The organism is Thermoleptolyngbya oregonensis NK1-22 (assembly GCF_032705245.1).
GTDB lineage: Bacteria > Cyanobacteriota > Cyanobacteriia > Elainellales > Elainellaceae > Thermoleptolyngbya > Thermoleptolyngbya sichuanensis.
Window position 1 is genome coordinate 815586 of sequence record NZ_CP053540.1, and the last position, 14418, is coordinate 830003.

13 protein-coding genes are annotated in these 14418 nt (G+C 56.7%); 8 read left to right on the top strand and 5 right to left on the bottom strand.

The features are described from left to right. Window positions 1–275: 275 nt before the first annotated feature. Window positions 276–1401 (top strand): peptide chain release factor 2 gene (prfB, locus tag HNI00_RS03515; RefSeq protein ID WP_420156246.1). Its coding sequence is split into 2 segments (ribosomal slippage): window positions 276–350 and window positions 352–1401, totalling 1125 coding nucleotides; the frame shifts between segments, so codons are not numbered across the junction. A 30-nt stretch (window positions 1402–1431) separates the two neighbouring features. Here the strand turns inward: prfB and HNI00_RS03520 are convergent. Then, window positions 1432–2577 carry a DegT/DnrJ/EryC1/StrS family aminotransferase gene (locus tag HNI00_RS03520; RefSeq protein WP_316790723.1) on the bottom strand — a complete coding sequence of 382 codons (1146 nt, stop codon included), beginning with the start codon at window positions 2575–2577 and terminating at the stop codon, window positions 1432–1434. Between the two features lie 230 nt (window positions 2578–2807). On the opposite strand from HNI00_RS03520, the gene HNI00_RS03525 reads away from it, so the two are divergent. The 3 genes from HNI00_RS03525 to HNI00_RS03535 all read left to right on the top strand — a co-directional run bounded on the left by HNI00_RS03525 (window position 2808) and on the right by HNI00_RS03535 (window position 4622). After that, window positions 2808–3041: a hypothetical protein gene (locus tag HNI00_RS03525; RefSeq protein ID WP_316790725.1), complete on the top strand. Its 234-nt coding sequence runs from the start codon at window positions 2808–2810 to the stop codon at window positions 3039–3041. A 280-nt stretch (window positions 3042–3321) separates the two neighbouring features. Then, window positions 3322–4137 (top strand): TlyA family RNA methyltransferase, encoded by an 816-nt coding sequence (locus tag HNI00_RS03530; protein WP_420156292.1) that lies wholly within the window; start codon window positions 3322–3324, stop codon window positions 4135–4137. Window positions 4138–4367: 230 nt separating this feature from the next. Further along, window positions 4368–4622: a YkvA family protein gene (locus HNI00_RS03535; RefSeq protein ID WP_172353759.1), complete on the top strand. Its 255-nt coding sequence runs from the start codon at window positions 4368–4370 to the stop codon at window positions 4620–4622. A gap of 365 nt (window positions 4623–4987) precedes the next feature. Here HNI00_RS03535 and HNI00_RS03540 read toward each other — a convergent pair whose 3' ends face one another. From HNI00_RS03540 to HNI00_RS03550, 3 genes are all read right to left on the bottom strand, one after another. After that, window positions 4988–5269, bottom strand: coding sequence for a response regulator transcription factor (locus HNI00_RS03540; protein WP_172353760.1), 282 nt, complete (start codon window positions 5267–5269; stop codon window positions 4988–4990). Between the two features lie 1076 nt (window positions 5270–6345). Further along, window positions 6346–7071, bottom strand: a complete 726-nt coding sequence (locus HNI00_RS03545) for a TetR/AcrR family transcriptional regulator (protein WP_316790730.1) — start codon at window positions 7069–7071, stop codon at window positions 6346–6348. A 383-nt stretch (window positions 7072–7454) separates the two neighbouring features. Then, window positions 7455–8222, bottom strand: coding sequence for a hypothetical protein (locus HNI00_RS03550; protein WP_316790732.1), 768 nt, complete (start codon window positions 8220–8222; stop codon window positions 7455–7457). Window positions 8223–8559: 337 nt separating this feature from the next. Here HNI00_RS03550 and HNI00_RS03555 point away from each other — a divergent pair, with 337 nt between their 5' ends. The 4 genes from HNI00_RS03555 (at window position 8560) to HNI00_RS03570 (ending at window position 12819) form a co-directional block, all read left to right on the top strand. Beyond that, window positions 8560–9516, top strand: a complete 957-nt coding sequence (locus tag HNI00_RS03555) for a bifunctional transcriptional activator/DNA repair enzyme AdaA (protein WP_316790734.1) — start codon at window positions 8560–8562, stop codon at window positions 9514–9516. 275 nt (window positions 9517–9791) lie between these two features. Further along, on the top strand, window positions 9792–10292 hold the full coding sequence (locus HNI00_RS03560; RefSeq protein WP_316790736.1) for a GNAT family N-acetyltransferase: 501 nt from the start codon (window positions 9792–9794) through the stop codon (window positions 10290–10292). 148 nt (window positions 10293–10440) lie between these two features. Then, window positions 10441–12102 carry a SulP family inorganic anion transporter gene (locus HNI00_RS03565; protein ID WP_420156293.1) on the top strand — a complete coding sequence of 554 codons (1662 nt, stop codon included), beginning with the start codon at window positions 10441–10443 and terminating at the stop codon, window positions 12100–12102. A 369-nt stretch (window positions 12103–12471) separates the two neighbouring features. Continuing rightward, window positions 12472–12819 carry a hypothetical protein gene (locus HNI00_RS03570; RefSeq protein WP_316790740.1) on the top strand — a complete coding sequence of 116 codons (348 nt, stop codon included), beginning with the start codon at window positions 12472–12474 and terminating at the stop codon, window positions 12817–12819. A gap of 332 nt (window positions 12820–13151) precedes the next feature. Here the strand turns inward: HNI00_RS03570 and HNI00_RS03575 are convergent, their stop codons facing one another. Continuing rightward, window positions 13152–14366 (bottom strand): amino acid ABC transporter permease, encoded by a 1215-nt coding sequence (locus HNI00_RS03575; RefSeq protein WP_316790742.1) that lies wholly within the window; start codon window positions 14364–14366, stop codon window positions 13152–13154. Window positions 14367–14418: the final 52 nt, after the last annotated feature.

Sequence of the window (14418 nt, forward strand, 5' to 3'; positions counted from 1 at the left end):
TCCTTAAAAAGATCCCCCCTAGCCCTCCTTAAAAAGATCCCCCTAGCCCTCCTTAAAAGATCCCCCCTAGCCCCCCTTAAAAAGGGGGGGAACCGAGCCGAACCGCTCCGGAAGTCCCCCTTAATAAGGGGGATTTAGGGGGATCGACTCAGGGCAATCAACGACCTAGCTTTCAACCCTGCCCAGGCATCAACGGTGAGGCAATACCCGAATCCAACGCCGCTTCACCGACCGTCCCAAAACTCAACCAAACCCTCTTCTACCTCTAAACCCCAATGATTGATTCGTCCGACATCAAGCGCAGCATTGAACAGTTGTCCGATCGCCTGGGTCATACCCAGGACTATCTTTGACCTGCCTGCCCTCAACGCCAAAATTCAAGACCTAGAGCAGGTCGCCTCGCAGCCCGACTTCTGGGACAACCAGGCCCAGGCCCAGCGAGTGCTGCAAGAACTCAACGACCTGAAATCCCACGTCGAGCAGGTGCAGCGCTGGAAAACCACCCTGGACGATGCCCAGGCAGTGCTGGAACTGTTGGAACTGGAATCTGACGAAGCGCTGCTGCAAGAGGCGCAGGACAGCCTCAGCCAGATGAGCCGCGAACTTGACCAGTGGGAGCTTCAGCAGTTGCTCTCTGGCGAATACGACGACCGGGGTGCTGTGCTGACGATCAACGCTGGCGCAGGCGGCACCGACGCGCAGGACTGGGCCGAGATGCTGCTGCGGATGTATACCCGCTGGGGCGAAAGCCACGGCTATAAGGTGTCGCTGTCGGAACTGTCGGAGGGCGACGAAGCGGGCATCAAATCTGCCACGCTAGAAATTGACGGGCGCTACGCCTATGGCTATTTGAAAAACGAAAAGGGAACCCATCGCCTGGTGCGGATTTCGCCCTTCAACGCCAACGACAAGCGGCAGACCAGCTTTGCGGGCGTGGAGGTGATGCCAATTCTCGACGACTCCGTAGAGCTAGACATTCCCGAAAAAGACCTGGAAATTACCACCATGCGCTCTGGCGGCAAGGGCGGGCAAAACGTGAACAAGGTGGAAACGGGGGTGCTGGTGCGCCATCTGCCGACGGGGATTTTGGTGCGCTGCACCGAAGAGCGATCGCAGCTTCAAAACAAGGAAAAAGCCCTGGCCCGTCTGAAGGCCAAGCTGCTAGTGATTGCCAAAGAGCAACGCGCCAAAGAAATCGCCGATATCCGGGGCGACATGGTAGAAGCAGCCTGGGGAAACCAGATCCGCAACTACGTGTTTCACCCGTACCAGATGGTGAAGGACGTTCGCACGAACGTCGAAACCACCGCCGTAACCGATGTCATGAACGGCGAACTGGATGCCTTTATTGAAGCCAGCCTCAGGCAGGAGAATCAGTTGGTCAGCCAAGCGGAGGTTTGAGGCAGGTTTTTTGGAGGCGGCAGTCTCCAACTATCCGTGAGGATTCAGGCTATCCTTCAGGGCATAGACGACCCGCTCCTGTTGCTCTGGGGTGAGTTCGGGGAACATGGGCAGCGATAGGACTTCATGGCAAAGCTGCTCCGTGATGGGGAAGGAGCCGGGGCCATAGCCCAGTGGTTCGTAGACCTTTTGCAGATGCAGCGGCAATGGGTAGTAGATCATTGAGCTAACGCCCTGCTGCTGCATAGACTGCCGGACGCGATCGCGGTATTCTCCACCCACAGTTCCCGCAGGCAGCGGCGATAGGCGAATCGTGTACTGATGCCAGACGGGTTTGCCGCCAGGGACAGGCAACGGCGGAACCACACCCGGAATCGGGCGGAGCAGTTCTGTATAGCGAGCGGCGATCGCCCGTCGTTGCTCATTCCAGGTTTCCAGATACCGCAGCTTCACCTGCAAAATGGCTGCCTGCACCGCATCCAGACGGCTGGTGAGGCCGATCTCGTCGTGATAGTAGCGCGTGCGGCTGCCGTGTTCTCGCAGGGCGCGAATCCGAGCAGCGATCGCCGGATCGCTCGTCGTCACCGCACCCCCATCACCGCAGGCTCCTAGATTTTTGGTGGGGAAAAAGCTAAAGCAGCCGACCTGTCCAATGCTGCCCACTCGCTGCCCGTTCCACTCGGCCCCGGCCGCCTGGGCGCTGTCTTCAATCACAATAAGGTTGTGGGCCTGGGCGATCGCCATGAGCCGCGTCATGTCCACGGGCTGCCCAAACAGATGCACCGGGATAATTGCCCGAGTGCGGGGCGTGATTGCCGCTTCGACCTGCGCCAGATCCAGGTTAAACGTGGCCGGGTCAACATCCACAAAGACGGGCGTTGCCTGGGCCTGACTAATGGTTTCTGCCGACGCGATGAAGGTAAACGGCGTGGTGATCACCTCATCCCCTGCGCCGATGTCATACGCCCGCAGCGCCAGATAGAGCGCGTCTGTCCCAGAATTGCAGGCGATCGCCTCCGATGTACCAATGTACGCCGCAAACGCCTGCTCAAACTGCTGCACCCGCGGCCCGTTGATATATTGACCCGAAGCCAGCACCGCCAGCACTGCTTCATTCACCTCAGCGCTGATGGTCTGAAATTGCTGTGTTAGATCCAGAGGGGGAATCGCGCTCACTCGCTTACACCAAGAATTGAATAGAGATGGACTAGCTTCCAGACTCTATCTTCCCGTAAGTTCACGGCTGCGAGATCCCCAGATAGGGCAGTTCTTGCAAGTGCTAGGTGCCAGTCAGCATTTCTTAAAGAAAACTTCCAAACCCCGCCCCCAAAAGCGATCGCCCTGCACACCCGCCCATCTAGAGAAAATGCTAGGCTGTCTGAGCTATTTTGCACCAAGGCTTTGCCATGAACCTGCACTTTCCAGAAGATGCCCTGACTCTAGCCCTCATCCTGGGGGCGATCGCCCTCGCACTACCCCTGCTGGGCTGGCTGCTGCGCGTTGCCGGGTCGCTGATTAGCAGCGCCATCTCAATTTTGATCCTGCTGTTTTTGGTGAAGCTGGTGCTTGGGCTAAACCCTGACCAACTGTGGTATCAAGCCAGCCATGCTGTGCAAAAGCTGATATCCTCCATCGGCTGATCGGCGGGGAAGGGGAAAAGAACGAAGAGCGAAGAACGAAGAACGAAGAGCGAAGAACGAAGAGCGAAGCCTCTATTAGCTGATCAGTAAGATTGAAGTGACATTGATCAGAAGTAGAGGAACGCGCCTACCCAAGCTTCTCCATGATCGATGGGAATCCCGGCATCTCTCAGCAGGACGATCCGAAATCCCCAATCCAAAATCAAAATCTAAAATCTCCCATCCAAAATCCCCAATCTAAAATCTAAAATCGACATGGGCACTTTTGGGGGGCGATCGCGTGGCGCGGCAGCGGCTGGACGCACAACTGGTAGAACTGGGGCTGTGCGAGTCGCGGCAGCAGGCACAACGGCTGATCCGGGCTGGCGAAGTGCGGGTCAACCAGCAGGTGATCGACAAACCGGGCACGGAAATTGACCCAACTGCTCAGATCGATGTCAAAGCGCGATCGCCCTTTGTTTCTCGCGGTGGCGAAAAGCTAGCCAAGGCACTGACAGACTTTCAAATCCCGGTCGCAGGGCGCGTGTGTTTGGATGGCGGCATTTCCACTGGCGGCTTCACCGACTGCCTGCTGCAAGCGGGCGCGGCGCGAGTCTACGGCATCGACGTGGGCTATGGCCAGGTCGCCTGGAGCATCCGCCAAGACGAGCGCGTGGTGCTGCGCGAACGCACCAATCTGCGCTACCTCACACCCGCCGACCTCTACAGCCCAGCCGATCCACATCCCGATTTGGGCGTGGTAGACGTATCCTTCATTTCTTTGACCAAGGTGCTACCCGCGCTGTGGAACCTGCTGGAGCCGCCGCGCGACGTGATTTTGCTGGTGAAGCCCCAGTTTGAAGTGGGCAAAGAAAAAATTGGCAAAAAGGGCGTGGTGCGAGAGGCGGCTGACCAAGCAGGGGCGATCGCCCAGGTATTGGCCGCTGCCCAAACCCTTGGCTGGCGCTACGCCAATCTCACCTGGTCGCCCCTCGTCGGCCCCGCAGGCAACCTCGAATACCTGCTCTGGCTCAACCTAGACAGCACCGAATCGCCCCCCGATGCCGCCGCCCTCAAAGCGCTGGCGCAAGCTGCACACTCTGCATTGAGGAATTAGGAATCAGCAGGCAGGTTCCAAGAATTAGACAGCAAACGAATGCCGCCCAAAATCCCTAATTCAAAATCCCTAATCCAAAATCCAAAATTTCTCGCCCATCCCTCACCCAAAGACTGGTTTTCACCCCCAAAATAGCCCGATAAACCGCACCTCTAAGCGCTTTCAAAACCCTGGGCAATCCGCGATGATGAATAACGTAAGGTCGTGGTCAAGCGAATCGAGTCACTGAAATGAAGAAATTTTTTGCTCAGCCGTTTTATGGGTTGCTTCGTAAGCTGGTTGCCAACCCCAAATACCGCTGGTGGATCGTCGGCGCATCGCTGATTTATCTCATCAGCCCCTTCGACTTTTCCCCAGATATGATCCCGTTCTTGGGACAAATTGATGACGCGCTGCTCATCACGCTAGTTGCAACAGAACTGTCTCAGGCAGTGCTGCAATACAAAGCTAAAAGGCAGCAAGAGCCAACCGAAGCGGAAGCGTAATCTAGCTCTGAAACCAGGAATTGGGCAGTTTTTCTTTCCCAATTCCTGGGGCTGAATGGATCGATGGATGTGTCGCTTGTGTTGCTGTTCACTGAGTCCTGTTCACTGAGTTATTGTACTGAGTCCTCACATCCGAAAGCGCCCAGTTGATGGCGCTTTTTTATTAGAACAATCCTTTCCAAAAACGCACTGACTCGAAAAAATTTAATGCGTTACGCTGGCGCTAGTACATCCTACAAATACTTGCTAGGACTTACGCAGTTGGACGATTTTTCGCGGGCTGCGTCCGCGAAAAATCGTCCAAAACCCAAAGAGCCTATCGCAAGTGCGTAAGTCCTGACTTGCAAAGAATTAGGATCATTTACTTAGTGAACTAGGTCATTCCGAAATGCATGGACAACCATTTGCACGCGATCATTCACGCCAAACTTGTTAAAGATATTGCGAACGTGAACCTTTACAGTGTTTTGGCTGAGGTGTAGTCGTTTTGCAATTTCAGATGTGCGGCATCCATCGACGATAAGCTGTAGCACCTCTTGCTCACGCACCGAAAGGACGCTAGATGCTCGGCGACGGGCCTGCTTGACCGGGAGAAACGCGAGTTTTAGGTTAGGCGTTGCAAGTGGGGACGGACTGATGGGTTGCATAGAAGAACACCTGCTCTTGGAGAAATTTTGTAGCCAATCTTTTGGACAAGGTTGACCGAAAGCAAGACCAGAATTTGGCAAGCTAGCACGGCGTTGCGTTAGAACCGCATGAGCTTTGGAAAGGAGCGCATCCCAGTTCTGCAAGTTTGCCCTCATCCCCCAGCCCCTTCTCCCAAACGAGAGAAGGGAAGACGGGTTGGAAGTCCCTCTCCCAAAGTGGGAGAGGGATTTAGGGTGAGGGTTACAAAAGTGGGATGCACCCTTTGGAAAGGGCATCAGCGGGTTGCGGTTAAGCGTGAACAAAAATTGACGAAGCGATTTTCTGCATATCGAATGGTCGTTATTTATGTCATTAAAAATCGAACGATCGATATGCAAATCGAGACGCACAGACAAACTCCTCTACAAGTTCTTTACAAGTTGGAGAGTGTCAGCAGCCATGCGAACCTCTCTAGACAGTCCTTACAGACAGTCGTTGCCGCGTACACCCATCTCGCTCGTCTGCGTAAGGCTCTGAAAGATCCCCCTAAATCCCCCTTGGTAAGGGGGACTTCCGATTCCGTTTTCCCCTCGTTGGGTCACTCTGGGTTTGGTTCCGGTTCCCCCTTTAAGTAAGGGGGGTTAGGGGGGATCAAAGCATCGCTGCTCAAGCATAGAAGACTATGTGTACACAGTAGCTAGACGGTGGGGAAAGGGGAATGGCCAAGATTTCCAGGAGGCGAATCAGTGTTGATGGAAATACGGACTGAACACGGCACTCGAACACGTATCAGACTCTTGAGGCGCGGGCATCAACCCGGTTCCTTAACCAACTTCTTAAAAGCTCGCACTTAAAAGCTCACACTTAAAAGCTCGTTAACTTGAAGGGTAATTGACCCGTCGCAGTCCGCATAGGCAAAACCCAGGCTGGAGCGATCGCCAGGACAATTTATATCGAACAGGAGTTATAAAATAATATAGGAGCATTGTTTCAATTTGTCACTCCCTTTTTGAAAAAATTCAGACAAACCACAGGCGGCCGTGTTTAGCCCCAAACTCCACCACCGCAGAAGGTTTCAAAGACGCTTGAGGGTGGCTTAGTTGCGCTCCTCCTGGCCCACCAGCGCGGCTGTATCCAGTTCTTTGCCCAGCTTTTTTTCCAGGGTTTGCTTAAGGGCTTGGCCAGGGATTTCAACGGGGGGTTCTACGGAGGGTTCGACAGGAGGTTCAACAGGGGGTTTAACGGGGGCGGCTTGCTTGGACGCAAGATAGGCTTGCAGCATTTCACCCAGCAGCGCGGCCTGGCGCGGGATCGACGTGCGATCGCCCACGTACAATCGCCGCAGCAGCAGCCCATCTACAAAATTGCCCAAAAAGCGCACCAGTTCAATGTCATCAATGCCGAGACAGTGCATCATGCCCTGTTCTGTACCCTCCACCGAGCCTTGCAGCGTTTCGTTGCAGTTCACCTCTTCCAGGCTGAGTTGGCGAGCAAAGTCCAGCATCATCAGCGTCTGGTGCTGAAAGTATTCCTCCCGCTCCGCCAATAGCTCAAACCCCACCCTGAGACGCTCTGAAACGCTCTCCAGGTGGGCAGTGCGGGACATAAACTCGAAGGAGTCCTGTTCGCAAACAAAACCCACAAGCTGCTCAAATAGGCTTTCCTTGCTGGGAAAGTAGTGATAGAGCGTGCCCGTAGAAACGCCGACACGCTGAGCGATTTGCCGCATGGTGACTGCGTTGTAGCCCTTCTCGGCAATCACCTCAAAGCATTTGCTCAGCAGCTCTTTGCGATATTCTTCGTGGTCAACAATCTTTGGCATTGACTAAAGTGGGGGATTCAAAATCAGTCCTTTTTGTATATCAAGCGTTCGATATATTGATCGTAGTCCCTTGAATGGCTCGGTTTGTTTCCTTTAGACCATCAACGGCCTCGGATACTTACGGAAGAAAAGCCGGGCGATCGCAACTCGACGCGGCTTCCGTAAAAAATTCATGTGATAAGCCTAGCGCGATTAGCCAGAAGCACAAAGCAGGAAACCAGGATAAAGACTCGGAATAAACAACGATTGACATCGATTATTACTCTATCCTGCTGCTCAGAAACTGGCTTAAGCCAGGCTAAATAAAAGCATCGAGCAGATTTCGCCATGTCTATGCCGATTTCTGACCGATGCTCTGAATTTTTGTAGGACTTATGCTGGGTTTAGTTGGGGAGGCGATCGCACCTTTCTCGATCATGCCGACAGATAAACGCTCGGTATGCCTCCCGCTCGGTGCTGTGCATACCTGTTTCCCCCTGACGGGTGCAGTCTGCCTGTTCCCAATAGCGCAGGTAATATTGGCTGTTTGATGCCTGAAAGATGGCGTAGTTCCAGCGGCTGCTGGCGGAACCCGTGGAGACGCGACGTTCCCCGCTGCGAGGGTTCATCAGGTCTGCACAGTCGTTCCCGCCGCTTCTGTTGGCGCTGCTGCGGGCGGTGCTGGAGGCTGTCGTGCTGCGTCCCGTGGGGGCGGCGGTCGTCTGGGGGCGGGATGGGCTGGACTGGCGGAATCCGGCGGTGGCGCGATCCCAGTCGAGCGGCTGGGCACGGGCAACCTGCGGAGCGGCGGCGGCTTGCTGGGCCTGGGCGATCGCCCCTGCACATTCTGGCGTATTGCTCAGGTCAAAGCTGCTGCGTAGGGTCTGGTATTCCTGAAGCTGCCGACGATAGCGAACCCATTGCTCTCGCAGGGCGGGCGCGGTGCTGGGCGATCCGATCAGCAGGTTCACCGCGTAAATCGCCTGACTCCAGTCGTTGAGGCACACGGCCTGTTGCAGCATAGCCTGGGCCATCTCTGGACTCACAGACTGGCTAGCGGTTTGGGCGGTGGCAGTCCATTCGCGGGGTGGCGAAACGAGGGCGATCGATGCGGCGGAAAAAATGGTCAGTGCAAACCAGCGGAGCGGTTGATGAAGCTGGGAAAAATGCATAGAACTTTGTGAAGATAGCAACCCTGAAGCAGCAGTTTCAAAACAGCAGGAGTACTGAAACGATTGCGACAGCTAATCCGAGGCTAGCTGAGGCAGGAAACCAAGTGCCTGACGGAATCTACGGAGAGAATTCCGAGAAAATGCGATTACTCGGTGTTTTTTGGGACTTGCGGCGCAGGATTGCAAAAATCGGGTGGAGTTTTGCTAGGGGCGATCGCTAGATTGAGCTAAGTTAGTCAAGTTTTTGGCAAATTCTCGGCAGGTTCTCGGCAGGTTCTCAGCCGGGTTTTGGCAAATTCTCGGCAAGTTCTCGGCAAATTTTCGGCAAATTTTGGCAATGAACACGCGCCAACCCCATCAAATCCCGGTCGCAGGATCGGTCGCAGGAGACGATCTGGGAGACGATCTGGACGACTATCAGCGCATTGCAGCGGCGATCGCCTTTTTGCGGGCGCACCGGGTCGAACAGCCCGACCTGGCCGCCCTAGCCCAGCATCTCCACCTCAGCGAATCCCATGTGCAGCGGCTATTTACTCGCTGGGCAGGCATCAGCCCCAAACGCTTTTTGCAATATCTGACGCTGGAATATGCCAAGTCCAAAATTGCAGAAACCGCGAACCTGCTGGACTTGAGCCTGGAAGCGGGGCTGTCGAGTCCGGGGCGGCTGCATGACCTGTTTGTGTCGCTGGAGGCCATGTCGCCCGGAGAATATAAGGCCGGCGGCGCAGGACTGGAAATCGTCTACGGCATTCACCCGACGCGGTTTGGACGGGCGCTGGTGGCGATGACCCCACGGGGCCTGTGCAATCTGCTGTTTTTGGATGGGTTGGACGCTGCCGAGTCCGCTGGGGAAACGGAACTGCGACGACTTTGGCCGAACGCCGCGCTGCGCCACGACCCGACCGCGACCCAGACCGTGGGCGATCGCCTCTTGAACCCGCTCGACAACCCCAAGCCCATCAGCCTGTGGGTCAAGGGCACCAATTTTCAGATTCAGGTGTGGCGATCGCTGCTCCAGCTTCCCCCCGGCAGCCTGGCCACCTATCGGCAAATCGCCCAGCACCTCGGTCGCCCCACCGCCAGCCGCGCCGTCGGCAACGCCATCGGCAGCAACCCCGTAGCGCTGCTGATTCCCTGCCATCGCGTCATCCGCGAGTCGGGCGAGCTGGGCGGCTATCGCTGGGGGCTGTCGCGCAAGTCGGCCTTGCTGAGTTGGGAAGCCAGCCAAACGGATTCTGAAGCAGGACTGACGCAGCAAGACCCCCAGCCCCCCACCGCTAATCTGCCCTGCTAATCTGCACCTGGAATAAAATTGAGGGATTGCGTGAGGGGTAAATATCGCTGGCTAAGTATTCTGCAATGCTTGTGCAATGCTTATGCAATGCTCATGAAATACTTGTGCAACGCAGCGGGAATCCTGCGCTGCCATTCAGGTTTCCAAAGGGGTGATGCTTGTGCAACGCAGCGGGAATCCTGCGCTGCCATTCGGGTTTCCAAAGGGGCGATCGCCCTTCTTTTGCCCAAGACGCTCAATAAAATGTCTGACCTCTGCAAACTGACCTCTGCAACATGTCCTCTTCCGACGCTGCCTTCGAGTTCAAGCCCATTGATCTGGCGAAACACCATCAGGTGTGTGTGCAGTTCAGGGCGGATGCGTTTGTGTGCAGCTTTGGGTCGGCGGAGCGGTTTTACGAGCCAAATGGAGCCGGAGCCGTGCAGTATTTGCGGTGGCTGGAGCGGCGGATTGCGGAGTTGCCCAACGGCTGTGTGCATTTGTGGAAAACCGGGCAAATTATCGGGCAAATCGAGCTAGGCTGCTGGAAGCGCGATGCCAGCGTGGGCTATGTGAATTTGTTTTATCTGGCTCCAGAGTATCGGGGGCAAGGGCTGGGGGCGCGGCTGGATGAATACGCGACTCAGTTCTTTGGGCAGCACGGCTATGGCCGGGCCCGCCTCAGCGCCAGTCCGACCAATCTGGCGGCGATCGCCTTCTACCAAAAGCGCGGCTGGGTCGATCTGGGGCAGCGCCGCGACATGCCAGACACCCATTATTTTGAAAAGGTTTACTGAGAAGGGTTACTAAAACGGCGAATAACGGTATTCCGAGACACCTTTTCGTTAGGCTAGAGGGTGCGACTTAATCTCTTCTTAACCCGTCGCAACCAGAGGAACTGCCGTGGCCGTCAAGTCAAACCTGCTGAAACCGAATCGCCTGCCAATGCCGGGGCTACATCGGCTGCGGGCCTATCGCCGCGACTGGCTGCGGGGCGATGTGCTGGCGGGCGTGACGGTGGCAGCCTACCTGATTCCCCAGTGCATGGCCTATGGCGAACTGGCGGGCGTGGGGCCAGTGGCGGGGCTGTGGGCCATTTTGCCGCCCATGCTGATTTACGCCGTTTTGGGGTCGTCGCCCCAGCTTTCCGTCGGGCCGGAATCCACAACTGCCGTAATGACCGCAGCGGCGATCGCCCCTCTATTAGCCAGTTCGCCCCAGAGCTATCCCACCCTGGCGGCACTGCTGGCGCTGCTGGTGGGGCTGGTGTGCATAGCGGGTTCGCTGCTGCGGCTGGGCTTTTTGGCTAACCTGCTCTCCAAGCCGATTTTGATTGGCTACATGGCCGGCGTGGCGCTGATCATGATCGGCGGGCAGTTGGGCAAAATCAGCGGCGTGGCCATCCAGTCGGACAACGTGTTTGGCCAGTTTGGCGAATTTTTCAGCCAGCTTGACCAGATTCATCGACCCACGTTTCTCCTGTCGCTGCTGGTGCTGGCGTTTTTGTTTGGCATCCAGCGGCGGTGGCGCACGGCTCCGGGGCCGCTGCTGGCGGTGCTGCTGGCGACAACGGCAGTGGCACTGCTGGATCTAGAGCGACAGGGCCTGGCCGTGGTGGGCGAAATTCCCGCCGGATTGCCGCATCTGGCGCTGCCCCTGGCCAGCCTGTCGGAACTGCCTGCGCTGCTGGGGGCGGCGGTGGGCATTGCGGTGGTGGGCTACTCGGACAACGTGCTGACGGCCCGCGCCTTCGCCACGCGCAACGGCTACGAAATTAACGCAAATCAGGAATTGCTAGCGCTGGGCGCGGCCAACCTGGGCACAGGGCTGATGCAGGGCTTCCCCGTTAGCAGCAGCGGCAGCCGCACGGTAATTGGCGATTCCCTGGGCAGCAAGTCGCAGTTGTTTTCGCTGGTGGCCTTCGGAGTCGTCATTGTTGTACTCCTATTTTTGCGGCCGCTGCTGGCGCTGTTTCCCAAGGCGGCGCTGGGGGCAATCGTAATCTATGCCGCCACCAAGCTGATTGAAATTCCCGAACTGAAGCGGCTGAGGCGGTTTCGCCAGAGCGAGTTTTTGCTGGCGATCGCCACTTTATTCGGCGTACTACTCACGGATATCCTGGTGGGCGTGGCGATCGCCGTGGGGCTGTCGGTGATCGATCTGTTTGCCCGCATCACGCGGCCCCACGATGCCGTCTTGGGAACCGTGCCCGATGTGCCCGGCCTGCACGACATCGACGACTGGCCCGGCGCAACCACGATTCCGGGCCTAGTGATCTACCGCTACGATGCGCCGCTCTGCTTTGCCAACGCCGAAGACTTCAAGCAGCGGGCCCTGGGGGCGATCGCCGCAGAGCGGGTTCCCGTCGAGTGGTTTGTGCTGAACACGGAGGCGATCGCCGAAATCGACATCACTGCTGCTGACATGCTCTCGGAATTTTGCGACGAGCTAGCCAGCCGCCACATCACCTTCGCCCTGGCGCGGGTGAAGCAAGACCTCTATGCCCAACTGCGGCGATCGGGGCTGCTGGAGAAAATCGGAACCGACCGAATTTACCTGACGCTGCACACGGCGATCGCCGGATTTGAGGGCAGAAAGAGCCGCTAATCCGTAAGTTGCTGTTATTAATATCGAGTTCCAGAAATTTGGAGAAATTCTGGGGTTTGATACTTGCGTTCTACGAGAGTTTGGTCTATCGTATCTGGCACTGGAATTAAATTCTCTCAGTTCCAGTAGAGGTTGTCCGGTTCAGGGTGAAGGCGCTGATTAGCCGTGTAAGCAGCACGAACTAACCAGCTAACCTAACTCCTGTCGGGGCAGGAGCCAGGCTTTGATGATTATCATTCGCCTCGCAAGTGCTGACAAGTGGTTGGGAAACCGCCACACCCTGAGCCTTTTCCTCCCATCGGATGCCTTTCCGGTGGGCAGCCTGTTTGTTTCCCAAACCCGTTTCCAATCACAAGCGAGGAAAAACCTATGTCTCCCGAACGCAACGACGGGCTGCACGCGCAGCCACCCGTTTCCGCTGCGGATTTTTCTGCAAGTTCCGCAAGTTCCGCTGCTAACTCCACTAACAGCGCAACCGCCAGCGTTTCTATAACCCCGCCCATGCCCGAATCCCACGGCGGCGGGGGCGGCGGCGCGGCTCCTCGGTCTTCCTTGGACGAGCGCCCGCAAATTTGGATCATCGGCACACGCGACCAAGTCATTCACCTGATGAACGAGTTCTACGTGAAAAAGATCGCAAACGATCGGGTAAAATTCACGCCCATCGTACCCGCGCCCTTTGCCAAAGATAAGTTCATGACGGTGCTGGTGCGCTAGTCCGCAGATTGGGGATGACGGGGGCAGGAGCGTTCGAGCCTGCTCCCTCGCCCTTCTTGGTCAGAGCAACAGGAGCAGTAAGAGCAACAAGATCAGAACCGGGTCTTGCAGAATTCTTTACCCTTTCGTTGCTCTGTCGCTAACGCATCTTGTTGAACTACCAGCCTCAGAGGATGTTTGAAAAGTCCTACTGTTTGTAGCAAAGCGTGCAAGATCCCCCTAAATCCCCCTTAAAAAGGGGGACTTTAAGGCGGTTTCCCCCCTTTTTGAGGGGAGCGAGGGAGGATTTCTGAGTGCTTAACATTACGGGCGATACCTTTTCAAACACCCTCTCAGTGCGTCGTATTCAGGCTTTGTTCCAATTTGCGGCTGCCCCAAGACATGGCATAGCACAGCACCCAGAAAATCAGCCCGATGAATAAATACACCTCGGCATAGCGCCCGATAAACTGCGGGTTTGCCAAGATTGCGCGGCTAATGCCCAATAGCTCAAACAGACCGATAATCAGCAGCAGCGTTGTGTCTTGCAGCAGGCTGATGAATAGACCCACGATTGCCGGAATCGACACCTTCAGCGCCTGCGGCAGGATAATCAGCCCCAGCGTCAGCGGTGTACTAAGTCCCAGCGCCCGCGAAGCTTCGGTTTGTCCGCGAGGGATGGATTGCAGGCCGCCGCGAATGGTTTCCGCCAGATAGGCCGCCGTGAATAGTGTTAGACCGATAATGGCGCGAATTACCAGATTCAGCCGAATATTGCCCGGAATAAACAGCGGCACCATGACTGAGGCAAAAAACAAAATGGACAGCAGCGGCAGCCCGCGCACCAGTTCGATGTAGGCCGTAGACAGCCAGCGGATGACGGGTAGCGTGCTTTGGCGGCCCAGCGCCAGCAAAATGCCCAGCGGAAACGACAGCAAAATGCTGATGACCGACACAAACACCGTCAGCAGCATCCCGCCCCAGTCGTTGATGTTTACCGGGCGCAGCCCAAAGCCGCCCAGCAGCAGCCACAACGCAATCGGCAGGGCGATCGCCCAGGCCAGCGCCAGCCACTTGCCAAAGCCGGGGGTCTTGCTGCCGATTTGCCAGCCGATCCAGGCGCTCGCGGCCACCAGCAGCACAACGCCCAAAATCAGCAGGCGATAGAGGGGCGGCGTGGGAAAAATGACGGCAATCAGCGCGGCGATCGCCAGCCCAATCAGCACGGGACGGCTAAACAAACGCGGAGCCGCCTTTGCCAAAATGCCCCAGGTCTGCCCCGCCAGCGCCGCCAGCAGCGCCACCAGCACCCAGACCCGCCAATACTGACTCGCGGGGAATCGCCCCACAAAGTACAGCGGCAGGTTTGCCGGAATCACCTCCCACTGCGCCAGCGAAAAGGCCCAGCGCACGAAATTAACCACCGTGCTGCCCAAAAGCCACACCAGCAGAATCGTGAGAATGCTGTTGAACCAGCTATTGAACAGGTTCTTCCGCATCCAGGCGACAGGGCCGACCTGGGCGATGGGTGGGGGGGAAGCAGAGGCGGGGGGGTAGCTGGTGGTCATGGTCTAGAACTTGGGAGTAAGAAAGGGAGTTTTGGCGATCGCCTTCTAAATC

What these genes read in the sequence shown, in the direction of transcription:
- HNI00_RS03540 (WP_172353760.1), bottom strand. Translation starts at nt 5,269, where the DNA reads ATGCAACCCATCAGTCCGTCCCCACTTGCAACGCCTAACCTAAAACTC.
- HNI00_RS03565 (WP_420156293.1), top strand. Translation starts at nt 10,441, where the DNA reads ATGCCGGGGCTACATCGGCTGCGGGCCTATCGCCGCGACTGGCTGCGG.
- HNI00_RS03560 (WP_316790736.1), top strand. Translation starts at nt 9,792, where the DNA reads ATGTCCTCTTCCGACGCTGCCTTCGAGTTCAAGCCCATTGATCTGGCG.
- HNI00_RS03545 (WP_316790730.1), bottom strand. Translation starts at nt 7,071, where the DNA reads ATGCCAAAGATTGTTGACCACGAAGAATATCGCAAAGAGCTGCTGAGC.
- HNI00_RS03550 (WP_316790732.1), bottom strand. Translation starts at nt 8,222, where the DNA reads ATGCATTTTTCCCAGCTTCATCAACCGCTCCGCTGGTTTGCACTGACC.
- HNI00_RS03555 (WP_316790734.1), top strand. Translation starts at nt 8,560, where the DNA reads ATGAACACGCGCCAACCCCATCAAATCCCGGTCGCAGGATCGGTCGCA.
- HNI00_RS03535 (WP_172353759.1), top strand. Translation starts at nt 4,368, where the DNA reads ATGAAGAAATTTTTTGCTCAGCCGTTTTATGGGTTGCTTCGTAAGCTG.
- HNI00_RS03525 (WP_316790725.1), top strand. Translation starts at nt 2,808, where the DNA reads ATGAACCTGCACTTTCCAGAAGATGCCCTGACTCTAGCCCTCATCCTG.
- HNI00_RS03570 (WP_316790740.1), top strand. Translation starts at nt 12,472, where the DNA reads ATGTCTCCCGAACGCAACGACGGGCTGCACGCGCAGCCACCCGTTTCC.
- HNI00_RS03575 (WP_316790742.1), bottom strand. Translation starts at nt 14,366, where the DNA reads ATGACCACCAGCTACCCCCCCGCCTCTGCTTCCCCCCCACCCATCGCC.